This window comes from Micromonospora sp. NBC_01412 (genome assembly GCF_045040215.1).
In the GTDB taxonomy this organism is placed as follows: domain Bacteria; phylum Actinomycetota; class Actinomycetes; order Mycobacteriales; family Micromonosporaceae; genus Micromonospora; species Micromonospora rubida.
In genome coordinates this window covers 7,447,499-7,469,169 of record NZ_CP109528.1, presented here as the reverse complement: position 1 = coordinate 7,469,169, position 21,671 = coordinate 7,447,499, and the positions used below count along the sequence as shown (strand labels likewise).

At 71.5% G+C, this 21,671-nt stretch carries 19 protein-coding genes, 2 pseudogenes and 1 CRISPR repeat array; of the genes and pseudogenes, 9 read left to right on the top strand and 12 right to left on the bottom strand.

Features of this window, described 5'->3' with window-relative positions:
• Window positions 1–63 precede the first annotated feature (63 nt).
• Complete coding sequence (locus OG617_RS32460; RefSeq protein WP_405096722.1) at window positions 64–318, top strand: hypothetical protein; 255 nt, start codon at window positions 64–66, stop codon at window positions 316–318.
• A 125-nt stretch (window positions 319–443) separates the two neighbouring features.
• Complete coding sequence (locus OG617_RS32455; protein ID WP_405096720.1) at window positions 444–1,070, top strand: lipoprotein; 627 nt, start codon at window positions 444–446, stop codon at window positions 1,068–1,070.
• A gap of 53 nt (window positions 1,071–1,123) precedes the next feature.
• On the opposite strand, the gene OG617_RS32450 is transcribed toward OG617_RS32455, so the two are convergent.
• The gene (locus OG617_RS32450) at window positions 1,124–1,981 is read right to left on the bottom strand and encodes a MerR family transcriptional regulator (RefSeq protein ID WP_405104036.1); all 858 of its coding nucleotides are present in this window, start codon (window positions 1,979–1,981) and stop codon (window positions 1,124–1,126) included.
• A gap of 193 nt (window positions 1,982–2,174) precedes the next feature.
• The gene (locus OG617_RS32445) at window positions 2,175–4,142 is read right to left on the bottom strand and encodes a copper-translocating P-type ATPase (RefSeq protein WP_405096718.1); all 1,968 of its coding nucleotides are present in this window, start codon (window positions 4,140–4,142) and stop codon (window positions 2,175–2,177) included.
• A 624-nt stretch (window positions 4,143–4,766) separates the two neighbouring features.
• Between OG617_RS32445 and OG617_RS32440 the strand changes: the two genes are divergently transcribed.
• Both OG617_RS32440 and OG617_RS32435 read left to right on the top strand, forming a co-directional pair.
• Window positions 4,767–5,864, top strand: coding sequence for a serine hydrolase domain-containing protein (locus OG617_RS32440; RefSeq protein ID WP_405096716.1), 1,098 nt, complete (start codon window positions 4,767–4,769; stop codon window positions 5,862–5,864).
• 404 nt (window positions 5,865–6,268) lie between these two features.
• Window positions 6,269–6,862, top strand: a complete 594-nt coding sequence (locus OG617_RS32435) for a hypothetical protein (RefSeq protein ID WP_405104035.1) — start codon at window positions 6,269–6,271, stop codon at window positions 6,860–6,862.
• A 48-nt stretch (window positions 6,863–6,910) separates the two neighbouring features.
• Here the strand turns inward: OG617_RS32435 and OG617_RS32430 are convergent, their stop codons facing one another.
• From OG617_RS32430 to OG617_RS32415, 4 genes and pseudogenes are all read right to left on the bottom strand, one after another.
• Window positions 6,911–8,122: a helix-turn-helix domain-containing protein gene (locus tag OG617_RS32430; RefSeq protein WP_405096714.1), complete on the bottom strand. Its 1,212-nt coding sequence runs from the start codon at window positions 8,120–8,122 to the stop codon at window positions 6,911–6,913.
• Complete coding sequence (locus OG617_RS32425) at window positions 8,109–8,279, bottom strand: hypothetical protein (protein WP_405096712.1); 171 nt, start codon at window positions 8,277–8,279, stop codon at window positions 8,109–8,111. Before OG617_RS32425 ends, OG617_RS32430 begins: the two co-directional genes overlap by 14 nt.
• A complete protein-coding gene (locus tag OG617_RS32420) occupies window positions 8,263–8,604 on the bottom strand; it encodes a hypothetical protein (protein WP_405096710.1) in 342 nt (113 codons plus the stop codon). Before OG617_RS32420 ends, OG617_RS32425 begins: the two co-directional genes overlap by 17 nt.
• 192 nt (window positions 8,605–8,796) lie before the next feature.
• Window positions 8,797–9,040 (bottom strand): annotated as a pseudogene (locus OG617_RS32415) (DivIVA domain-containing protein); the annotation flags it as partial.
• Between the two features lie 211 nt (window positions 9,041–9,251).
• Here OG617_RS32415 and OG617_RS32410 point away from each other — a divergent pair.
• Window positions 9,252–9,479 (top strand): GntR family transcriptional regulator, encoded by a 228-nt coding sequence (locus OG617_RS32410; protein WP_405096708.1) that lies wholly within the window; start codon window positions 9,252–9,254, stop codon window positions 9,477–9,479.
• A 21-nt stretch (window positions 9,480–9,500) separates the two neighbouring features.
• Window positions 9,501–9,728 (top strand): annotated as a pseudogene (gene cas2 / locus OG617_RS32405) (CRISPR-associated endonuclease Cas2); the annotation flags it as partial.
• 126 nt (window positions 9,729–9,854) lie between these two features.
• Window positions 9,855–13,276: a CRISPR direct-repeat array (repeat unit 37 nt; unit sequence GCTGCGCCCGGCCCTCGTGCCGGGCGAGGATCGCAAC).
• 58 nt (window positions 13,277–13,334) lie between these two features.
• Here cas2 and OG617_RS32400 read toward each other — a convergent pair.
• From OG617_RS32400 to OG617_RS32380, 5 genes are all read right to left on the bottom strand, one after another.
• Window positions 13,335–14,588, bottom strand: a complete 1,254-nt coding sequence (locus OG617_RS32400; protein ID WP_405096706.1) for an MFS transporter — start codon at window positions 14,586–14,588, stop codon at window positions 13,335–13,337.
• Window positions 14,589–14,663: 75 nt separating this feature from the next.
• Window positions 14,664–15,146: a hypothetical protein gene (locus OG617_RS32395; protein ID WP_405096704.1), complete on the bottom strand. Its 483-nt coding sequence runs from the start codon at window positions 15,144–15,146 to the stop codon at window positions 14,664–14,666.
• A gap of 97 nt (window positions 15,147–15,243) precedes the next feature.
• On the bottom strand, window positions 15,244–15,846 hold the full coding sequence (locus tag OG617_RS32390) for a TetR/AcrR family transcriptional regulator (protein ID WP_405096702.1): 603 nt from the start codon (window positions 15,844–15,846) through the stop codon (window positions 15,244–15,246).
• Window positions 15,847–15,882: 36 nt separating this feature from the next.
• Window positions 15,883–17,391: an MFS transporter gene (locus OG617_RS32385; protein ID WP_405096700.1), complete on the bottom strand. Its 1,509-nt coding sequence runs from the start codon at window positions 17,389–17,391 to the stop codon at window positions 15,883–15,885.
• A gap of 206 nt (window positions 17,392–17,597) precedes the next feature.
• Window positions 17,598–18,170 carry a GNAT family N-acetyltransferase gene (locus tag OG617_RS32380; protein ID WP_405096698.1) on the bottom strand — a complete coding sequence of 191 codons (573 nt, stop codon included), beginning with the start codon at window positions 18,168–18,170 and terminating at the stop codon, window positions 17,598–17,600.
• Window positions 18,171–18,805: 635 nt separating this feature from the next.
• Here OG617_RS32380 and OG617_RS32375 point away from each other — a divergent pair.
• Window positions 18,806–19,240 (top strand): VOC family protein, encoded by a 435-nt coding sequence (locus OG617_RS32375; protein WP_405096696.1) that lies wholly within the window; start codon window positions 18,806–18,808, stop codon window positions 19,238–19,240.
• A 101-nt stretch (window positions 19,241–19,341) separates the two neighbouring features.
• On the opposite strand, the gene OG617_RS32370 is transcribed toward OG617_RS32375, so the two are convergent.
• On the bottom strand, window positions 19,342–19,710 hold the full coding sequence (locus OG617_RS32370) for a hypothetical protein (protein ID WP_405096694.1): 369 nt from the start codon (window positions 19,708–19,710) through the stop codon (window positions 19,342–19,344).
• A gap of 116 nt (window positions 19,711–19,826) precedes the next feature.
• Here OG617_RS32370 and OG617_RS32365 point away from each other — a divergent pair, with 116 nt between their 5' ends.
• Both OG617_RS32365 and OG617_RS32360 read left to right on the top strand, forming a co-directional pair.
• Window positions 19,827–20,072: an acyl carrier protein gene (locus OG617_RS32365; RefSeq protein ID WP_405096692.1), complete on the top strand. Its 246-nt coding sequence runs from the start codon at window positions 19,827–19,829 to the stop codon at window positions 20,070–20,072.
• Window positions 20,073–20,176: 104 nt separating this feature from the next.
• On the top strand, window positions 20,177–21,652 hold the full coding sequence (locus OG617_RS32360; protein WP_405096690.1) for an amino acid adenylation domain-containing protein: 1,476 nt from the start codon (window positions 20,177–20,179) through the stop codon (window positions 21,650–21,652).
• Window positions 21,653–21,671 lie beyond the last annotated feature (19 nt).

Here is a 21,671-nt window from a genome sequence, read left to right as displayed (position 1 = left end):
GGGTCCCGCGTGTCCGGCACAACGCACCACCGGTCCAGTCACGACGCAACCGCACCGAGCGACGTGACGGACCCGCTGCTGTGGCGCCTGGCGTACGACGTCGCCGAGGCCCATCAACCAGACGAGACCGACCGCTGCCGCAACCTGCTCTGCGCGGGCCAGCAGGCCCCGTGCGAGGCGCTGCGCAACGCGGAGCGCGCCATGGAACTGGCCCGGGGGGCCGGGGCCGTCGAATCCCGGTGGCCCGCATCCCGCGCCCAGTCCGCCGCACCGGCCCCGCCCCAGCGGCGGTCCAGCGCCGATCGGGAGGCCGCCTGACGGCCCCGGGGACCCGAACCTGAGCCCGCCGGGGGTGCGGCGCGGGCAGCGCGGCGGGGTGCGGCCGGGTTAGCATCCGTCGGCCGCGACACCGGCGGCGTGAATCACGACGGGGGCAACGACGGATGTTCCGACGGGTGGCCGTACTGGCCGCACTCACCCTCACCGCGACGGTCGGCTGCGCCGACAAGGCGACGCCCACGGTGGCGCCCTCGTCGTCGGCCGGCCCGACCGCGTCGCCGGTCGCGGCCGGCCCGCTCTGGTACGACGATGTCACCCCGGCGGCGGCCGGCACCACGGTCGGCCCCAAGGGCAGCGCCTGCCCGCTGTCGATGACCTTCTCGGTGCCACCGGAGTGGAAGGTGAAGGCGGTCAAGGCCGGGACGGACTACCGGGCCGGCCCCGCCCTGCTGCTCTGCGAGATCGACGCGAAGCCGGCCGGGCACATCGGTTTCCTCCGGGTCTGGCAGATCGAGGGAGCCACCCCGCTGGACCCGCAGGTCACGGTGGACAAGTTCCTCGCCGAGTACAGCAGCAAGGCCGAGGGCCCGCAGTATCGCCGGACCAAGGCCGGGCCGCTGGACTCGTACGAGGCGACCTGGACCGAGGACGGCAGCCGCAAGCGGGCGATCGTGGTCTCCACCCTGTACGGCCAGCTCATGCTCAGCCTCGGAGGCATGGACGACGAGGAGTTCGAGGCGATGCTCCCGGCGTACCAGCTGGCCAAGTCGAGCACGAACCTGCCGAAGTAACCGGCTGTGCGTCCGGCCCGCCCCGTCGCGGCGCCAGCGGCTGGACGTACTGGTCAGCCACGACGAAGCGGTTCCTGGCCGACGGCGGGGTGGGTCGCTGGCTGCGGCTGGCCGATGGCCGGCTCCGGGAGGTCGCTGGCACCGGCGGCGGCTGACCGCCGCCGCGCCTCCGGCCCGTGCTGCCGCACGACTCGGGTTGGCGGGCCGGCATCGCGCTCGTCCACCAGGGACAGGTAGTCGGCGAGCCGCGCGGCGGCGGCGAGCATGGCTCGTCCCCGCTGGGCGAGCCGCTGCCGCCAGCCTTCCAGCGACCCGGCCAGCGGCTCGGGGCCGTCGGCGGCGCGGACCTGGCGCAGGACCGTGGCGATGTGGCCGAGCCGGTGACCGCCGCGCCTGAGCAGGTGGGCCAGGTCGGCGTCGCGGACGTCGTCGGCCCGGTACAGCCGGTGGCCGGTGCCGGGGTCACGGCGCGGCACGAGGACGCCGGCTTGCTCCCACTTGCGCAGGGTCGCCGACGTCACCCCGATCCGGTGGGCGAGGTCGCCGATCGCCAGCGGACGGTCGGGCCGGCTCGTGGCCGGCGGCTTCGTCAGGACGCCGACGGCCGCCTCGACGGCGTCGAGCGTCTCGCGGTCGCGGAGCAGCTGGGTGTGGCTGCGGTCGATCACCCGCAGGGCGGTGTCCACGTCGCCGGTGTTGACGGCGCGCATGATCTCGCCGCTCGTCGCGTAGCCGTGTGCCGCGACGAGGGCGAGGTAGGCGCGGAGCGCGTTGGCGTGGATGGTCGAGTAGACGCGGTAGCCGCTCGGCGTGCGTCGGGCCGGGGGCAGCATGCCGTCGCGCTCGTAGTTGCGGACCGCCTGGGTGGAGAGGCCGTGCTCGCGGGCGAGGTCTGCGGGCCGGTACGACAGCCCCTGCACTGTCGTTTGAGACTTCAACGCCGGCCCCCCGCGTCGCTTCGCGTCAAACCTTCACAGGTGCGTGCAAGGATACGGTGAAGGCCATGACTTCTGTACCCGGGTCCCTGCCCGCAGCCAGCCGGTCGTTCGACGCCGCAGGCAGCCCCGAACACGCCCGCATCCGGGAAGCCGGCTGAAGGGCATCTCACTGTTCGGTCGGCGCGAGTTCTACCCGCCGGAGCAGTTGCGCGTTGAGCGCCACGACGATCGTTGACGCCGACATCAGGACGGCGGCGATGGCGGGGTTCAGAGCGATGCCGGCCCAGGCCAGCACTCCGGCGGCGAGCGGGAGTGCGATGACGTTGTAGCCGGCGGCCCAGGCCAGGTTCTGGATCATCTTTCGGTACGAGGCGCGGGACAAGCGGATGATCCCGGTGACGCCGCGGGGGTCGGAGGAGGCGAGGACGACCCCGGCCGACTCGATGGCGACGTCGGTGCCGGCGCCGATGGCGATGCCGACGTCGGCGCGGGCCAGGGCGGGCGCGTCGTTCACCCCGTCGCCGACCATCGCCACGGTCAGCCCGCGGCGTTGCAGGTCGGTGACGGTGTCGTCCTTGTCCGCCGGCAGGACCTCGGCGAACACCTCGTCGACGCCGGGCCGGAACCCGAGGTCGGCGGCGACAGCCTCGGCGACCGGCCGGGCGTCGCCTGTGATCATCATCAGTTTCTTGACGCCCAGCCGCCGGAGCTGGTCGATCGCCTGCCGAGCCTCCGGGCGTACCTCGTCCTCAAGGGCGAGGGCGCCTACGATCTTCGCGGTCGCGTCGAGTCGGGCGAGGTAGAGCACTGCGGCTCCCCGGTCCGACCACTTACTGGACGCGTGGGTGATGTCGTCGGGGACGTCGGCGCCGAGCTCACGCAGGAGCGCGGGGCCGCCCACGGCGTACTGAGCGCCGTTGACGGTGGCGCGTACCCCTCGGCCGGTCAGCGACTCGAAGCCGGTCGCCCGTAGCGGTTGCCCGGGTCGGGCGGCGGCGGCCACGATCGCGCGGGCGAGCGGGTGCTCGCTGTCCGCCTCGACCGCCCCGGCCAGCCGGAGCACCTCGTCCTCGCTGCCGCCGGCGGTCGCGGCGACTGCGGTGACGGCATGTTCGCCCTTGGTCAGGGTGCCGGTCTTGTCGAACAGCACCGCGTCGACGGTGCGCATCCGTTCCAGCGCGAGCCGGTCCTTGATCAGGATGCCGGACTTCGCGGCCACCGCGGTGGACAGGGCGATGACGAGGGGGATGGCCAGGCCGAGGGCGTGGGGGCAGGCGATGACCAGGACCGTCACGGTACGGATCACCGCCTCGTTGACGTCGCCGAGCGCGGACCACACGACGAACGTGAGGATGGCGGCGCCGGTGGCGATGTAGACCAGCCAGGCGGCGAACCGGTCGGCGAGCAGTTGCGCCCGCCCCTGGGACTGTTGCGCCTCGGCGACGAGGCGTTGGATGCCGGCCAGGGCGGTGTTCTCGCCGATCGCGTCGACGCGTACCCGGATCGCGGAGTCGGTGGCGATCGTGCCCGCGACCGCCCGGTCGCCGGCACCTCGCGGCACCGGCCGCGACTCGCCGGTGATCATCGATTCGTCGAGTTCGGCCCTGCCGTCCACAATCTGCCCGTCGGCCGGCACTCGGGCGCCGGGGCGGACGAGCACCACGTCGCCGACGCGCAGCTGATCCACGGGAAGCGGCTGGACGCCGTCTTCGGTGACGCGTTCGGCGTCGTCGGGAAGCAGCGCGGCCAGCGCGGCGAGCGCGCCCCGGGCCTGGCCGATGGCCTTCATCTCCTGCCAGTGCCCGAGCAGCATGATGGTGACCAGCGCGGCTAGCTCCCACCAGAAGTCGAGGTCGAACGCTCCGGCGGTGGTGGCCAGCGACGCGACGTAGGCGACGGTGATCGCCATCGAGACCAGCAGCATCATCCCGGGCGCGTGGTCGCGCAGCTCGCGGACCGCGCCGACCAGGAACGGCCAGCCGCCGTAGAAGAACACGACCGTGCCGAGCACCGGCCCGACCCATGACATGCCGGGGAAGTCGAGCGAGTACCCGAACCAGTCCATCACCATGTGGCTCGTGACCACGATCGGCACCGTCAGCGCGAAAGTCAGCCAGAACTTGCGGCGAAACACCTCGGGGTCGTGCCCGGCGTGCTTGTCGTGCCCCTGATGCTCGCCGTGGCCGGAGCGCGGGTGGTGCCCATCGTGACCACTACGCCCGCTCGCCGGCTGGCCCGAACCGTCAGGCGTCCTGCCAGCCGCCGGACCGGCTGCCGGGCCGCCGACGGGCCCAGTCGTCGGACCGCTCCCACCGTTCGGAACCGGATCATCGCCCGCAACGTCGTGGCGCATCTCATCGCCTCCTTATCCTGGTGGCCAGCGTACCTCATACCCCCGGGGGGTATGAGTGCGGGGCGTGGAGCGAACTTTCCCCCTCTGGGTCTGGTTCTCCGGACTCGGAGGCGTACCCCGCTTGGTCCGGGCAATGCCATCGACCGCGAAAGGCTGGCCATCACGGGGTGGCGGCGGCACCCGTCAGTACCTGACCGTGCCCACGATGGCCCCGACGCTCCGGCACCGCATCGCCCATTGCCTCATATACCCCGGGAGGGTATCTTGCTAATGGTGTGCCTCGATCTGTCCGAGGTGTGTCTGTGACGTCAGAGGCTGTCTGCGGTGCCGCCGGAACGACCATCGCTTGCCCAGTTGTGATTCGGGCCCCGCAGCAGTCAGTTGCCGCGAAGCGGGGAGGCGGAAATGGTTCAGGTCGAAGGGTTCGCCGAGGACGGGTACGACGCGGTGCGCCAGGTCTTCCAACAGCTACTGGACGACGGTCGGGAGACCGGGGCGGGAGTGTCGGTCTGGCGCGACGGCCGGGAGGTCGTCCGGCTCAGCGGCGGCTGGGCCGACCCCGAACGGCGGCGCCCCTGGCGCGCCGACACCCTGGTGCAGCCGTACTCACTGTCCAAGACCTTCGCCACGCTCGCCGCACTGATCGCCGTCCGCGACGGCGCGCTGTCCCTGGACGAGCCGATCGCCACCTACTGGAAGGAATACGGCACCAGAGGCAAGGAACGGACCACGCTACGTCAGGTGCTCACCCACCAGGCGGGTCAACCCCGATTCCCGGCCGAGGCCGCCGCACTCGACCTGCTGGATGACACCGCGCTCCGGGCGAGCCTGGCCGAGGCGGCACCGGAGTACGTACCCGGCACATCGCTGGGAGAGCACGCGCTCACCTACGGCCACCTCATCGACGGCATCCTGCGCGCCGCCACCGACACCACACTGCAAGAGGTGTACAACGGCGTCGTGCGCCCCGCACTCGGGCTGGACGCGTGGTTCGGCGTACCGGACGGCGCCCTGGACCGCGTCGCCGACCTGGAGTACGCAAGTCCAGATTGGCCACATCAACTCCACGCAGCTCCGTGGCTGCGGATACCCGCAGGCGTGCTCGACACCGCGCAGGCAAACTCCAGGATCTGGCGTCAGTCGGTCTTCGCGGCGGTCAACCTGCACACCACCGCCACCGCCATGGCCGGTTTCTTCGCCCACCTCACCAGCGACGACGGACCCCTGCACCAGCTACTCGGCCCCCACCTGCACGCGGAGCTGCTGAGATCCCAGGTCACCGGACACGACGAGGTCTTCGGCACCAGACTCACCTGGACACTCGGATTCGTCCGCGACCGTGGCAAGATCGCGAAAGGTGGCATCGGAGGCTCCGCCGCCTGGTGGTCACTCACCCACCGCCACGCCTGCGCGTACCTCACCCGCAGACTGGACGACCACTCGCGCGCCGCAGCCATCGCCGCGGCCCTCGACGACGACCTGACCGTAGTCGGGGAGGACTGACAACGCCAAACTCTTTGAGCGTTGGAGTCGGTGCCAGCGGCTCTGTGGATCTAACGGTGGTTGGCCTGACCTGCCGGGCGTTGTGCCTGGTGAGGAGGGTGCCGTGATGACCGCGATGCTGAACGACGTGATCGCGAGGAAAGGTCAGGGCCGACCAGTCGGCTGAGGCGAGGGCCGACGCCGAACTGGTGCGGCTGGCCAAGGACCAGGGCCTGTCGCTGACCGGCCCTGATGGGCTGCTCAAGCACGGGGGTCGACGAGGCCGTGGCGGCCCCACCGGCCACCGGGGCCCGCCGGTCAGGGCGCGGACGTCCGGCGGCGGTAGAGGAACAGCACGCCCTGCCCTGAACGGGCGAAACCAGCAGGTTGACCGTTTTGCGCCGCAGTCGCTGCCGGGATGGATAATGTCAACCCGCGCTCGATTCTCCCGGCCGACCGTCTTCGGGCAGTTCGAGGTGACGGTCTACAACAAGGACGGCAGTTTCCTTTTCGCCATCACCCGGGGCGACCTTCCGGCCGACGACCTTCTGGTGCGCGTGCAGTCGCCGTGCCTGTTCGGTGAGTCGTTCGGCGTGAACTCCTGCGACTGCGGCGCCCAGTTGACCGAGGCGCTACGGATCGGCGCGCAGCAGCCCAACTTCCTCCTGGTCTACCTGTCCAACCAGGAGGGGCGCGGCCTGGGCCTGTTCCAGAAGGTCAAACTCATCGAGGTCGAGGCCAACCAAAACGTCGGCATGATGGAGGCGTTCGACATTCTCGGCCTCCCGCTGGACATCCGCGAGTACCGGTCGGCGAGCGAGATGATCCGGGATCTCAACGGCGACCGTGCGATCCGCCTGATGACCAACAACCCGAAGAAGGTCGACGGCCTCACGGCCGGCGGGATCAACATCTCCGAGCGCGTGCCGTTGCTGGTCGACCCGCCCAACGAGGCGTGCCGCGCCTATCTGAGGGCGAAGAAGGAGAACCTCGGGCACATCCTGCCGCACCTGGACTGACTGCGGTCGGTCGCGCGGAGCCGGACGGGGGTCCGGCGCGGGCGGTCCTCACGCGACCCCGACGGCCGTGGCCAGGTGCGCCACGTCGGCCGGGACCGGCCCGCCGCGTATCAGGGCGGCGATCAGCGTACGGGCCACCGGCCGTAACCGGACCTCGGCCGGCGCGGTCCGGTCGGCCTCGACCAGCGCGCGCCCGGCCGTGAGCGGGTCGCCGACCTGGAGGTACGCGCGGGCGGCGTCGAGCAGGTACGCCGCTCGGTGCTCGGCCGGCAACCCTCGCCAGTCGCCCGAGCCGACGACCTTCTCGTGCCGGGCGACCGCCTCGCCGCCGTCGCCGAGGTCGACGGCGGTCGCCACCCGGGCCAACTCCACGGCTGTGGGCCCGAAGCCCGTCCAGTGCAGGTCGGGGCCGTCGTCGCCCACCCGCTCGGCGATCCCGGCGGCCTGGTCGACCAGCTCCCGTACGCCCGGGGCGTCGCCGCACGCGGCGGCGGCCAGGGCTGCCTGGACCAGCAGCGTCCCGCACAACGCCAGGTGCTCCGGCGGGCCGTCGTGCGGCACCGAGGGGGCGATGCTGCGCGCGGCGGCGATCGTGGCCGCCATGGCCAGCCGGGCGCGGTCGACGGCGCGCAACGCCGGCCCCAGCGGCACGGTGGCCGCCGCCACCAGCAGCGCGTCGCCCGTGGCCACGGACATGGCCCGGTCGGCGGCCAGCCAGCCGAGGTCGCCCTCGCCGAGCTTCACCAGCACCGACGACGTGATCCCGTACGCCCGCACCAGCAGCTCCGCCGCGTCGTCCCCGCCGCCGCAGGCGTGGACGCGTTGGGCGTCGCCGAGTAGGTCCGGCAGCATCCGCAGCAGCTGCGGATAGTCGGCGTGCTGGTACGTCAGCCAGGCGTACCCGACCTGCCGGCCCAGCTCGCCGGCCGGCGGTGCCACCCGGCCGCCCGGCCCGGCCAGGACGGTGTCGTAACGCGCGAGGGCGGCCCGCACCCCGTCCACGCCGCCCACGCCGTCCACGGCGGTACCGGCCGCCGGTGGCCGGGTGTCCCGGCCGAGCAGCGTCACCGGGTCGACGCGGAGCGCGGCGGCGAGGTCCCGGATGACGGTGAACCTGTCGAGGGCGCGGACACCCCGCTCGACCTTGTCCACCCAGCTCTTCGACTTGCCGAGCCGGTCGGCCAGCATCTGCTGGGTCATCCGCCGCCGGACCCGCAACCGCGCGACCCGGCGGCCTATCGGCAGGTCAGCGCTGGCCACGACGCCACCGCCGATCGGGTACCGCCCTGGTGGTGTCGTCCACCGGAACCCGGTCCGCCTCGGCCTGCTCCAGCAGGCGTTGCCTCGCCGCCTCCTGCTCGGCGGCCTCGGCCTGCTCGCTCCGGCTATGCCCCGGGCCGCTATCCGTGCCGTCCATATCTCCCTGCCTTCTGGTTGGGTAGGTAGCGTTGTTGCCGGTCTTGATCTTTCGGGTCGGCCGGGTGTTCCTGGACCGCCCACATCTCCAACGGTCTGCCGCACCATCCGACGATGCGTTCGGTTATCTCGGCGGTGCTCATGCCGGTGATTTCCTTGTGGGCGTCCGGCAGGTACGCGGTCATGTAGCGGACGAGCGTCCGGATGTTGCACTGGCAGAGGTCTTTGAGTTGGCGCTTGCGGGTGAGGCAGGGCCAGGGGTCGCCGCAGACGAGGCAGTTCCAGTCCGGCCTCGACGGGCCGTGGATCGCCGGGTAGTCAGTCATCGCCCGAGTCGTCTCCCGGCTGACGGTGGCAGCCCTGCCGGCGGCTTGAGTAGGGCGGCCACATGGGCGGGCGCCTGTACTCGCCGCGTGGTCGCTGGGCCCACGGCTCGCGGGGACGCCGGCGCTCCGTTCGCAGCTCCGTCACGGCGTCCCGGTGGTAGCGCGCCTCGTCCCGAGCGGTGACGACCTCCTGGTACAGGGCGTCCAGGTCGGCCTCGACCCGACGCAGGAACCTGCCGACTGCCTCCGGGTCGAGGCCACGCCGACCGAGCTTGGTCATCGGGAAGTCTTGCCACCGGATCTCGGCCGGCGTCAGCAGGTTCCGCCGAGACTGGTAGACCGCGCCGCCCTCGCCGGCCGCCTCGTGGGTCCGGTGGTCACCGGTGGAGAGTCGTTCCCCTGTGGCCCGTTCGGGCAGTTCTGCCCCTGGTTCCATGTGCCTCCGTCCTGCACTGTCGACGCCTTGGCGCTCGTGCGGGCACTGCGGTTGCTGGTAGTGGATGTGCTGTGTCGATCCCCGCGTCAGACGCCAGCCAGGGCGGGGGTGTCTCGCCAAATCTAAGTCACTGTGTGACCTAGGTCAATCACTGGGCGGAGTCTGCCGGCGAGTCGTGATCTAATCGCCGGGCCAGCCAGGGAGAGACTGCATGCCCATACCAATGTCGTCGCGGCAGATCGCAGACGACCTGACCGTCCGCATCACTGCTCGGGAGTACAAGCCCGGCACCAAGCTGCCGTCGCTACGGGAGCTGTCCGACCTGTACTCAGTCAGCGTGTCGACCATCCAACGCGCCTTGGAGCTGACCCGTGAGCGAGGGCTCACCGTGGGTCGCGCCGGCAGCGGGGTGTACGTCGTGGATGAGCCTCCAGCGTAGGAGGCCACGCAGTCGACTCCGAAGGTTGCCAGGATCTGTGAGGCGTACGGGCATCGCGTCCAGAAGTCGGTGTTCGAGGTGGTCTGCCGCGAGACCGACAAGGTGCGCTTCGTCGCCGCGCTCCAGGAGGTCATCGACCCAACCCAGGACAGCATCAGGATCTATCGGCTGCCGGCTCACGCGCTTGACGACATCGAACATCTCGGCAAGCCGCGGCCGGTTGACCCACGGGGAGCGTTGGTGATCTAGGAACCCCAAGTGAACGCGGATACATGAGGGGGTTCCGAGCTGAAGAATGTGGACTAGATGAGCAAATTGGACTTCGGGTGGGTCGAGAAGGCATCAATAGATTGCTATTTTCGCTGCTCGGGAGCCGCTGCGCCCGGCCCTCGTGCCGGGCGAGGATCGCAACCCGGTCGGCGGCCGCGTACAGCGCCGCATCCGGCTGCTGCGCCCGGCCCTCGTGCCGGGCGAGGATCGCAACGCGGTGAGGGGTGACGGCGGGGGTCCGGTAGTGGCGCTGCGCCCGGCCCTCGTGCCGGGCGAGGATCGCAACCCTGATAGGTGCCGATCAACTCGGCGATCAGGAGGGGCTGCGCCCGGCCCTCGTGCCGGGCGAGGATCGCAACAACAGCTCGCCACGGCCATCATCACCAGCCGCGCGTCGCTGCGCCCGGCCCTCGTGCCGGGCGAGGATCGCAACTTCGGGCGGGGCGTCAGGGGCGTCTACCAGTACGAAGCTGCGCCCGGCCCTCGTGCCGGGCGAGGATCGCAACGCCACCTGACGAGGCGGCCGAACAGCTCGACCTACTCGCTGCGCCCGGCCCTCGTGCCGGGCGAGGATCGCAACCCCGCCGACCGCGTCCCGCTCGTTCGCCTCGCCCAGGCTGCGCCCGGCCCTCGTGCCGGGCGAGGATCGCAACGCCAACCAGTCCGGAGGCTCCGGCAAGACCACCACGGGCTGCGCCCGGCCCTCGTGCCGGGCGAGGATCGCAACTACCCGACGCTGCCCGGGCCGCGAGCGCAGGGTTTCAGTGCTGCGCCCGGCCCTCGTGCCGGGCGAGGATCGCAACCTGTACCGCACCATCTCTCGACTGTAGGAGCACCCGCTGCGCCCGGCCCTCGTGCCGGGCGAGGATCGCAACGTCAGCGGGGTGACGAGCACGTCGCCGACATCGTGGCTGCGCCCGGCCCTCGTGCCGGGCGAGGATCGCAACTCGGCCCGCTGCATCTGCACCCTGGCCGAGTCGAATGCTGCGCCCGGCCCTCGTGCCGGGCGAGGATCGCAACTTGTAGTAGTGGGCCTCGTCGATCTCCAGGTAGTCGAGCTGCGCCCGGCCCTCGTGCCGGGCGAGGATCGCAACCAAGAGCATGCCGCCGCGTCACCCCCCGCCGCGACGGAGCTGCGCCCGGCCCTCGTGCCGGGCGAGGATCGCAACCGCATGGTTCGAGACCTGGCGCCGCGCCCCGCAGGCTGGCTGCGCCCGGCCCTCGTGCCGGGCGAGGATCGCAACCTCTGGCTCGCCGACCAGGGCTACTCCGCCTCCTACGCTGCGCCCGGCCCTCGTGCCGGGCGAGGATCGCAACGACGAGATCGACGTTGAGGTGTTCGACGAGGCGCAGATCGCTGCGCCCGGCCCTCGTGCCGGGCGAGGATCGCAACTCGGGGGGGACGAGAAGATCACGGGGCCGGTGCCATGCTGCGCCCGGCCCTCGTGCCGGGCGAGGATCGCAACTGTCCGGCGTACGACAGTGCGACCGCCGCCCCGACCAGCTGCGCCCGGCCCTCGTGCCGGGCGAGGATCGCAACGTCGTGCCCTACGCATCGAAGTTCATCCGAGAGCAGGCCGCTGCGCCCGGCCCTCGTGCCGGGCGAGGATCGCAACGAGGAGAACGACGACCGCGCCGACCGGTACTTCCGGGGGCTGCGCCCGGCCCTCGTGCCGGGCGAGGAACGCAACCTCGCGTGCGGCGTACCATGCCTTGACGTCGGCGGGACGCTGCGCCCGGCCCTCGTGCCGGGCGAGGATCGCAACCGGGATGCCGTTGTACCGGGTGTAAAGCACGTACGGCTGCGCCCGGCCCTCGTGCCGGGCGAGGATCGCAACGGGAAGTCGGGGGCGTGGGGTGAGCTGGGACAGGTCGGCTGCGCCCGGCCCTCGTGCCGGGCGAGGATCGCAACCCATTCTTGCGATTTGTGCGAGCTGCCGTCGCCACGCTGCGCCCGGCCCTCGTGCCGGGCGAGGATCGCAACCAGGTCAGGCCGGGGCCGGCGAGGAACACGAGCCGCCAGCTGCGCCCGGCCCTCGTGCCGGGCGAGGATCGCAACACGCGTTGCGTCCACAGCCAGCAGCCGTTGGGGCTGGCTGCGCCTGGCCCTCGTGCCGGGCGAGGATCGCAACGTGCGCTGGCAGTTGGTGTCCACCACCCTGAGCCACGCTGCGCCCGGCCCTCGTGCCGGGCGAGGATCGCAACAACTAGGGGTGAGGGGGCCGCGCCGCTCCAGCAGCTCGCTGCGCCCGGCCCTCGTGCCGGGCGAGGATCGCAACCGGGCTGGCAAAGTCGGACGGTTGCATGGGTCAGTGCTGCGCCCGGCCCTCGTGCCGGGCGAGGATCGCAACCAGGCCACGAAGGACACCAGGGGGCCGGTGAAGTCGTGCTGCGCCCGGCCCTCGTGCCGGGCGAGGATCGCAACCCCACGGCGACGACGGTGTCCGTTGGATCCTCCAACAGGCTGCGCCCGGCCCTCGTGCCGGGCGAGGATCGCAACGCGTCGGGGAACCGGTTGACGCCGGCCCGGCTCAACGCTGCGCCCGGCCCTCGTGCCGGGCGAGGATCGCAACAAGGTCCCGAGGAACACCTGATGACGGCGGAGCACGCTGCGCCCGGCCCTCGTGCCGGGCGAGGATCGCAAACTTCAAGCAGTGGGGCGAGTTCGCGCCGATGGACCCGCTGCGCCCGGCCCTCGTGCCGGGCGAGGATCGCAACCAGGTCTCCTCGGTCCACTCGATCGTGGTGGTCATGCTGCGCCCGGCCCTCGTGCCGGGCGAGGATCGCAACGCTGTCGGCCAGGGCCAGGGCGAGGGTGCTCGTCCGGCTGCGCCCGGCCTTCGTGCCGGGCGAGGATCGCAACAGGCACCAGTACGTGCCGAAGATCCCGGTGCCGGCGGCGCTGCGCCCGGCCCTCGTGCCGGGCGAGGATCGCAACTCCGGGCCCCGGGCGCGGGCCCGCAAACACGCATCGCTGCGCCCGGCCCTCGTGCTGGGCGAGGATCGCAACGCGTTCCGCACGTGGGCGGAGGTCCAGGAGTACGTGCTGCGCCCGGCCCTCGTGCCGGGCGAGGATCGCAACACGTCCCACTCCCTCCCGTAGCGCCCGCGCCCGCCAACGCTGCGCCCGGCCCTCGTGCCGGGCGAGGATCGCAACCGAGGGCAGCATGCGGCGGGCCGTCGTCGAGTCGATCGCTGCGCCCGGCCCTCGTGCCGGGCGAGGATCGCAACCGCTGGAACCAGTGGGTGGCGACGCGGGTGGTCGTGCGCTGCGCCCGGCCCTCGTGCCGGGCGAGGATCGCAACTGCGGTGCGGCCGATGCTCGCACAACCCGCGCATGCTGCGCCCGGCCCTCGTGCCGGGCGAGGATCGCAACCCGATCCGCTCGTGGCAGGCGAAGCGGTGGAGCATCGACGCTGCGCCCGGCCCTCGTGCCGGGCGAGGATCGCGACAGCACCACTTGAATAGACGTCGGGTCGGTAGTGTCGGTGCTGCGCCCGGCCCACGTGCCGGGCGAGGATCGCAACACCGCCTCGTCCCGCCTGCCTCCATGGTCAGGCGTGGCCACGGCCGAGGTCGTCACGGTCATGGTGCCTCCCCGTTCTTCGTCTGGGTGTGCTGAGCCGCCGTAGCTGGCACCATCTCTCCGGTGGGCAGCACCGCTGCCGACGTACGCTCCTCTTCTCGCCGCCTTCGAGGGCGGTAGGTCGCGCCGACTGCGAAAGCCAGGCAGATCGCGGCGGCCACGACAAGCGTCGAGCGGTCACCGAGCTGAACGGCGGCGGAGCCGAGGGGAATCGCCAGCACGATAGGGCCGAACATCGCGGTGTTCGCGGTCCCGGCTACTCGGCCGAGTACCGCTGTCGGCGTGTGCGTCTGCACCGCCGTCACTGCGGCGACCAGGGCCCAGGGCAGGCCGATGCCAGCGAGCACCGAGGCAGCCACCGTGCCGGGCCACCAGGGTAGGCAGCGCACCAGGCAGTTGACGGCGAACAGCGTCGTGCCGGCGACGCCCACGGTGACCGGACCCCATCGGGCGATGAGCCGGCCCACGATGAGACCGCCGATGATGGAACCGGCGCCCTGCGCGCTGAACAGCACTCCGAGGAACGTCGTCGGTAGGCCCAGCGTCCCGGTGACCATCGCGTAGTTGGCGGCGGTCGTGAAGCCGGACATGGCGATGGACACGGCGGCGAGCGCGACAGTGACGCGTGTGGCCCGCTGCGCGAGCAGGACGGCGAGGCCCGCGCGCAGGCCGCGTTGCCGCTCGGTTGGCAGGTCGGGTGGCGTCTGCTTCAGTCGAACGGCCGCGTACAGGATGGCGACCAGGACCGGCATCGCCGCGCTGAGCAGGACGACCGCGTGACCCCCACGCCACGCGTAGAGGCCCGCGCCGGCCAAGGGCGCCACGAGCTTCATGCCCTCCTGGGCGCTGGAACGCCAGCCGTTGACGTCTCCGAGTTCCGCAGGCGACAGCGCGGAGGGCAGCAGCGCCGTCTCGCCCGCGTCGATCAGTACGTAGCTGACGCCGTACGCGCAGGAAACCAGGAAGATGAGCCACGTCTGACCTGGTCCGCGAACCGTGAGGAGACTGAGTAGAGCAGCGGCCAGAGTGAGGTTGACCGCCATGACCAGCGTTCGCCTCGACGTTCGGTCGAGCAGGCCTCCCAGCCACGGGCCGGCGAGGACCGGGGCGTACACGCAGAGCCCGGCGAGGGCGGCGAGGCCAGTGGAACCGGTGAGGTCCAGGATCCAGATCCCGGCCACCAGCGACATGGCGCTGCTGCCGAAGCCGGACAGCAGCGAGATCGCCACGAACAGGCCGGCGTTCCGGCGCATGAGCCCTCCAAGGTGAGTCGAGACGACTCAGATCCTTGATGTTGAGCGGGGTCCAGGCAATATTTTCCCGGCCTGTCAAGGTTTCGTTGACAGGAGATCGTCGAATCGTGCCGCGACGGCCTGCACCGGCCCCGGCAGCCGTTCGCGTCCTGCTTCTGTCAGGTCGAGCGCGAGAAGCGATGCCAACGCGTACAGCGAGCCCGGATCGGCGTCGAGTGCCGCCTCCGCGGTCTTCCGCACGAGAGCCGCACGCCCGAACCGCGTATCCCACCGCCGGTCCGCGTCGATCCACCGCTGGAGATCGAGGACCGCACCCCGTATCGCCGCGATCCGCGTCGAATACCCGAGATCCCGTTCCTGTCGCCGCGACCGTCGTACGGCCGCCAGGCGTTGCCGGCGTTGCTCCGCGGCCTGCCGGCTGCCGAGGCCGAGCGCGGCGGCGATCTGGGCCCATGTCGCACCCGCGTGGCGCGCGCGGTCGATCAGCTCCAGCTCGCGCTCGTCCAGCCGCGCCCGGTCGATCGCGACGCCGGCCAGCTCAGTCACCTCGGGGGTCATCTGTCAACGTTACATTGACAACGGGTCCTGCCATGTACGCCATCGACGGACGACCCCCAGGGGCAGCGCCACGGCACCCGTGGCGGCCCGGAATCCGTTACCGCTCTTCGTCCTCGTCACCCCAGGGCAGCTGTTGCCAGAGTTCGGGGTGGCGGGTGAGCGTGATGAGCCGCCGTTCCAGTTGTCGGAACTCGGGGCCGAGCCCGGCCGCGCCCCACAGCGGCGCGCTGCTCATGCCGTCGGCTGCGGCGGTCACCACGGTCAGCACGTCGATGGGGAGACCGTCGGCACGCAGCTCGGCAATGAGCTGCTCGGTGTCGGCGCTGACCAGTTCGGCGACTGCGGGGATGGTCATCAGCTGGGTGACCAGGGCAACTGTCCTGCGGGTGGTGACCTGGTCCTCGGCGGGGGCGAGCCCGGCACGGACGTACGCCCGAGTGAGTCGGCCGGGCTCGTGGTCCGCCGGGTCGAGCCGGCTTTCGATCTCGGCTCTGAACGCGGCCAGCAGGTCCCGGGCAAGCTCCAGGATCAGCTCGTCCTTGCTGGCGAAGTGGTAGATCAGGCCGCCCTTGGAGACGCCCGCGTGGCGGGCGATGTCGTCGAGGGTGGCGTTGACGCCGCGCGTGCGGATGGCCTCACCGGCGGCGTCGAGGAGCGCCCGGCGGGTGTCCCCGGGTGACCGGCCGGCGGTTCGTCCCATGTGCGGTGGCCTCCTCGGTGGTGGCGGGGGGACAGGTTATCGGGAGCCGCGCGGTGAGGGGATCAGCCACCATGCGAGGGCAGCCGCGGCGAGGGTGAGCCCGGCGGCGACCAGCGACGTGGTCTGCATGGCGGTGAGGAACGCGTCCCGTGCGGCCTGGGCGGGTGCGCTGCCCGGTTCGAGTACGGCGAGGGCGGACCCGAGGGAGTCCTCGGCGCGGGCCCGCACCGTCTCCGGGAGCGTCTCGGGCAGGACGAGCTTCGAGCGGTAGACGGCCGTGACCAGTGAGCCGAGCACGGCGATGCCGAGCACGACGCCGAGTTCGTTGGCGGTCTCGGTCACCGCTGACACGGAGCCCGCCTTGCGGGGCGGCGCGGCGGACAGGATCGCGTCGCCGGCCAGGGTCATCGACAGGCCGACGCCGAGACCGACGGGGGCGAGGCAGAGCGCGAGCCACACGTACGATGCCTGGCCCGCCGCGGGCGCGACGAGCGCCAGCCCCGCGGCGGCGACCGCGAGGGCGACGGCGATCGCGCGCCCCCGGCCGAGGCGGGTGACGGCGACGCCGACCAGGGCCACCACGACGACCGACGCGATGGTGGCGGGCAGCTCGGCGACACCCGCCTGCAGCGGGGAGAAGCCGCGGGCGAACTGCAGGTACTGGGAGAAGAAGAAGAGCAGGCCGACCAGCCCGAAGATCGAGACGACGTTGGCGGCCACCGCGCCGGAGAAGGCGGGACTGCGGAACAGGTCGACGTCGAGCATCGGATTGGGCAGGCGGCGCTGCCGGCGCACGAAGAGCGTGCCGGCGATCAGGCCGATCACGACGCCGGCCACGATGATCGGGCTGATGCCGGAGGACACCAGGTGGGTGATGGCGTAGACGATCGGTACGACGGTGAGCATCGACAGCACGGCGGAGAGGCCGTCGAAGCGGCCCGGGTTCGGGTCCTTGGACTCGGGCAGCAGCAGGACACCGGAGACCACCACGACGACCATGACCGGCAGGTTGATCAGGAAGACCGAGCCCCACCAGAAGTGTTCGAGCAGAAAGCCGCCGATCATCGGCCCGGCGGCGGAACCGGCGCCGAAGGCGGCCGACCAGACGGCGACCGCCCGGGTGCGCTCCGCGTCGTCCGGAAAGATGTTGCGGATCAGCGAGAGTGTCGACGGCATCAGCGTCGCGCCGGCGACGCCGAGCAGCAGCCGGGCCACGATCAGCGACTCCGCGCTGGTGGCGAACGCCGCGAGCAGCGATGCCAACCCGAACAGGGCCGAGCCGGCCAGCAGGATGCGCTTGCGGCCGAGCCGGTCGGCGAGGTTGCCCATCAGGGCGAGCAGGCCGGCGAGGGCGAGGGAGTAGACGTCGCCGATCCAGATGATCTGCTCGGCGGTCGGCGAGAGGCTCTCGGTCAGCGACGGCACCGCGAGGGCAAGGACCGTGCCGTCGATCGCGAGCAGCAGTACGGCGGCAGCGAGCACGCCGAGCGCGGCCCACCGACGCAACGGCGACAGGGCGGAGGCTGGCGCGGAGGTCGTGGTCACCCGGAAACTATACTGACTGGTCGGTAATGTTTCCAAGCTGCGGGGCGGCGTCGGTACCGCAGACAGAGCAGCATCTTCTGATCATGCCTTGGCCCCTGCCCACACCGGCGGCGAACCGGTCACCAGCAGGAATGATCCTTGCTGCCTTCGCCCTGGCCGGGTGTGCTGACTTCGTCGAGCGGGACGCCGAGTGCGGCCCAGGGACGTCAGCCCTCCGCTGTCGCGGCGCGTGACCGCCACTCGTGGGCCAGGATGGCGAAGACGAGCCGGTCGGCCCACTCCCCCCGGAACAGGTAGCTCTCGACGTGGCGTGCCTCCTGGCGCATGCCGAGCCGGGCCATCAGGCGGGCGGACGCCTCGTTGCGGCCGTGACATCGGGCGTAGATCCGGTGCAGCCCGAACTCGTCGAACCCCCAGTCCAGGAGCGCGGTCACGGCTTCCGTGGCCAGCCCGCGTCCCCACTGGTCGGGGTGGATGACGTACCCGATTTCGGCCGTGCGGTCGAGCCGGCTGCGCCAGACCAGCTCCACGGTCCCGATCACCCTGGCGTCGGTGGCCACGGCCAGGGTCAGGCAGTCGCCCTCCGCGCGCAGCGCGTCCTCGCCCGCCATGGCGAGCACCGACGCCCGTGACTGCTCGCGGGTGCGTGGCTCCGCGCCGAGCATCCAGCGGGCGACGTCGGGTCGGCGCTGGTAGGCGTACACGTCGTCGAGGTCGTCTAGCGTGACCGGGCGCAAGGTGAGCCGCGCAGTGCGAATCGGGTACGTCGGCCGGAACATCACGCGATCGTAGGGGAGCCGGGCCCGGATGGCAGGGTCATTGCGTTGTCGCGGGTGCGGTCCCTGGTCGGCCCGGGGACCGTGGCCGGGGCGGAGCTGTGGGCGGGGCGGTCGATGTCGTGGGGCGGTGCCTTTGGAGCTGAGTCGTTTACGTCATCACCGCCGGTCGGACCACCGCCGTCGTGTCACCCACCGCCGTCGCGTTACGCACCGCCGTCCCGTTACGCACCGCCCCGTCGGGTCGTCGCTTGCGGTCGCCGAGCGCGCCGAGCGCGGCTGATGTCGTATCCGACTCAGCTCCATAGGCGCCGAGAGGCACACCCGCCATGGAGCGGCGCCCACGCCAGGAACCCCCAGACCTCCTGACCGAAGCGCCCCCGCCCGACTGCGCAAATCGCCCTGGGCCGGATGACCTCTCGATTCCAGTGATCGCGCTGGGCGGGCGTGGGCGGTGGGCAGCCGTCCATTTCGGGGTCAGGGTTCCTCGGGGAAGCAGCAATACCCGCCGGGTCGTCGTACTAACCGCGTGAGCTGTATACGCAAGGCCAGATCTCAAGAGTCGGCCGCATGTGCCACAACCCAGCCAGGGGCGGGCCCGTGTAGACGACGAAAGACCCCGCCTCTATGGTGGACCGATGGCGTCGGTCAAGCAGATCCAAGTCACCTTCGACTGCGCAGAGCCTGAGCGCGTCGCTCGTTTCTGGTGCGAGGTGTTGGGGTACGTCGTGCCGCCGCCACCGGAGGGGTTTGCTACCTGGGACGACTTCGATCGCGCGCTGCCGCCTGAGCGACAGGGTTCAGCGTTCGTGTGCACTGATCCCTCAGGGGTGGGCCCGCGACTGTTCTTCCAGCGCGTTCCGGAAGGCAAGGTCGTCAAGAATCGGCTGCATCTTGACGTGCGGGTCGGCACCGGGCTCGTTGGTGAAGAGCGCCTGGTCGCACTTGAGGCCGAATGCGCACGACTGGTCGCGCTCGGCGCGGCACGCGTGCGACTACTGCGTGCCGATGGCTACAACGAGTCGTGCCTCGTGATGCAGGACATCGAGGGCAACGAGTTCTGTCTCGACTGAGTGGCCGCGAACGGGAACCACCCCTCGGCGTCCACGAGCACGAATCTGGCGGCGATCGGCGCGAACATCCGCTCGTGCCGCGTGGGCGCGACCCGTACCTGTCAGTTGGACAGTCGCCCGGACACGGGCTCCAGCCGGTCATGGCCCCGGCTGAGCGTGAAGCGTAGTGGCCCGCCGCCCCCATCAACCTGCCAGCCTGCGGCGAGCGCCGCCTGGATCAGTTCCGCGACCAACTGCGGCGTGACCGGGGCCAGGGCGAAGACCTCGGCCACCCGGTCCGGCGGCGCGGTGATGATCGGTCCATAGTTGAGCCACGGGTCGTCGAAGGCCACCTGGACCTCCAACTGCGTGCCTCGTCTGGTCGCGATGTGCCGGACCATGACTGCGACGTGACCGGCGTCGACGTGCCGGACCACCCATTGGTAGTCGACGCCGTCGACGCGAATCATCCGCTTGCGAACCCTGGCCATGGTGCGAGGGTAAGGCCGGCGGGCTCGTTGACGTGGGGTCGGCAGGGTTGACTACGGTTGCTTCCGAGCATCGCTCCGGCGAGACCCCCATCCGAGGCGAGAGTGGGAACAGGACGTTGACCGAGCAGCAAATCCCCGCACCGCGCACCGGTAGCCACGACGCCGTCCTCCGCATCGTCGCCGACGTGCTGAAGGTGCCGCACGTCGCGGCGGCCGACAGCTTCTACGACTTCGGCGGCACGTCCCTGCAGGCCATGCGGATCTGCGCCCGCATCGGCAAGGAACTGGGCGTACGCGTCAGCCCGGAGGTCCTGTTCGACAGCGACACCCTGGCCGACGTCATCTCGGCGACCGAGGCCTGAGCACCGAGCCCGATCTCGCGCGCCGCCCCATTCCTGCCGGACGTTCGGGAGTCAACTCCGTGCCGCACCCCCTACCCGCAGCCCCACGGCTCATCCACGAAGCGGTGACCCACCAGTCGCACCTGCGTCCCTCCGCCATCGCGCTCGCCCACCGCGACGAGCGCGTCGACTACAGGACCCTCGACGCCGCCGCCGATGCCTACGCCGGTGCCCTGTGGACGGCGGGAGTCCGGCCCGGGACCGTCGTTCCGGTGCTCCTGCCCCGGGCACCCCAACTGGTGGCCGTCCTGTTGGCCGTCCTCAAGTGCGGTGCGGCGTACGCGGCCCTGGACCGCCGCTGGCCGGGGGAGCGAATCGACCAGGTCACCAGGCTGGTAGGGGCGTCCGTCATGGTGACCGACGCCGAGGCGCGCGGGGACGTGCCCTGTTGGACCGTGCCGAGCGAGTCGCTGGCACAGGCGGCGTCGCGCCGCGACGAACCCCCGTCGGTGTACGTCGACAGCTCCGCTGCCGCCACCGTCTTCTTCACCTCGGGCAGCACCGGCGTACCCAAGGGCGTCCTCTCCCCGCACCACGCGACCACCCGGCTTTTCCCCGGGCGCGGCTTCGCGGACTTCGGGCCCGGCCGGGTGGTGCTGCAGGCCGCCCCGGTCTCCTGGGACGCCTTCAGCCTGGAGCTGTGGGGCCCGCTGACCAGCGGTGGCACCTGCGCCATCGTCGATGCGGACTATCTCCTCCCCGACGACCTCGCCGACCTGGTCGCCGCGACCGGGCTGGACACCGCCTGGCTGACCTCCTCGCTGTTCAACTTCCTCGTCGACGAGGACGACCCGGATCGCCCCTGCCTCGCCGGCCTGCGCCAGGTCATCACCGGCGGCGAGCGGCTCTCACCCACCCATGTGGAGCGATTCCTGACCCGGTACCCGGACTGCGCCCTGATCAACGGCTACGGGCCGGCGGAGAGCTGCGTCTTCGCCACCACCCACCGGGTCAGCGCGGCGGACTGCGACGACCCGGGCGGCATCCCCCTCGGCGTCCCGGTGCCGGAGACCACCGTGCACATCCTGGACGGCGACCGGGTCGCCGCCCAGGGGGCGGTGGGTGAGATCTGCCTCGCCGGTGCGGGGCTGGCCCTCGGCTACGTCGGTGATGCCGATGCCACGGCCGCCGCCTTCACCCTCGTCCCGCTCGACGGGGCGCCCGTGCGCGTGTACCGGACGGGGGACCTGGGCTTCCTGGACTCCGCCGGGGTGCTGCACTTCCGTGGCCGGACCGACCTCCAGGTCAAGATCGCCGGGCACCGGATCGAGCCGGGCGAGATCGAGAGCGTCGCACGCCGGATACCCGGGATCCGGGAGGCCGCCGTGGTCCCCGTCCCGGCTTCGGGCGGCGGGTACGACCGGCTGGCCATGTTCTACACGGCGGACGATCCCACCGCGCCGACCCCCGCTGCCGTTCGCCGCACGCTGGCGGCCACGCTGCCCGGCTACCTGGTGCCGCACAGCGTGCACCGCCGCGCCGCCCTGCCGACCACCACCACCGGCAAGCTCGACCGCAGCGCCCTGCTCGCCTCCCTGTGACCTCATCCGGTTTCCGAGC

What these genes read in the sequence shown, in the direction of transcription:
- OG617_RS32455 (WP_405096720.1), top strand. Translation starts at nt 444, where the DNA reads ATGTTCCGACGGGTGGCCGTACTGGCCGCACTCACCCTCACCGCGACG.
- OG617_RS32440 (WP_405096716.1), top strand. Translation starts at nt 4,767, where the DNA reads ATGGTTCAGGTCGAAGGGTTCGCCGAGGACGGGTACGACGCGGTGCGC.
- OG617_RS32435 (WP_405104035.1), top strand. Translation starts at nt 6,269, where the DNA reads ATGTCAACCCGCGCTCGATTCTCCCGGCCGACCGTCTTCGGGCAGTTC.
- OG617_RS32425 (WP_405096712.1), bottom strand. Translation starts at nt 8,279, where the DNA reads ATGGACGGCACGGATAGCGGCCCGGGGCATAGCCGGAGCGAGCAGGCC.
- OG617_RS32420 (WP_405096710.1), bottom strand. Translation starts at nt 8,604, where the DNA reads ATGACTGACTACCCGGCGATCCACGGCCCGTCGAGGCCGGACTGGAAC.
- OG617_RS32410 (WP_405096708.1), top strand. Translation starts at nt 9,252, where the DNA reads ATGCCCATACCAATGTCGTCGCGGCAGATCGCAGACGACCTGACCGTC.
- OG617_RS32400 (WP_405096706.1), bottom strand. Translation starts at nt 14,588, where the DNA reads ATGCGCCGGAACGCCGGCCTGTTCGTGGCGATCTCGCTGCTGTCCGGC.
- OG617_RS32395 (WP_405096704.1), bottom strand. Translation starts at nt 15,146, where the DNA reads ATGACCCCCGAGGTGACTGAGCTGGCCGGCGTCGCGATCGACCGGGCG.
- OG617_RS32390 (WP_405096702.1), bottom strand. Translation starts at nt 15,846, where the DNA reads ATGGGACGAACCGCCGGCCGGTCACCCGGGGACACCCGCCGGGCGCTC.
- OG617_RS32380 (WP_405096698.1), bottom strand. Translation starts at nt 18,170, where the DNA reads ATGTTCCGGCCGACGTACCCGATTCGCACTGCGCGGCTCACCTTGCGC.
- OG617_RS32375 (WP_405096696.1), top strand. Translation starts at nt 18,806, where the DNA reads ATGGCGTCGGTCAAGCAGATCCAAGTCACCTTCGACTGCGCAGAGCCT.
- OG617_RS32370 (WP_405096694.1), bottom strand. Translation starts at nt 19,710, where the DNA reads ATGGCCAGGGTTCGCAAGCGGATGATTCGCGTCGACGGCGTCGACTAC.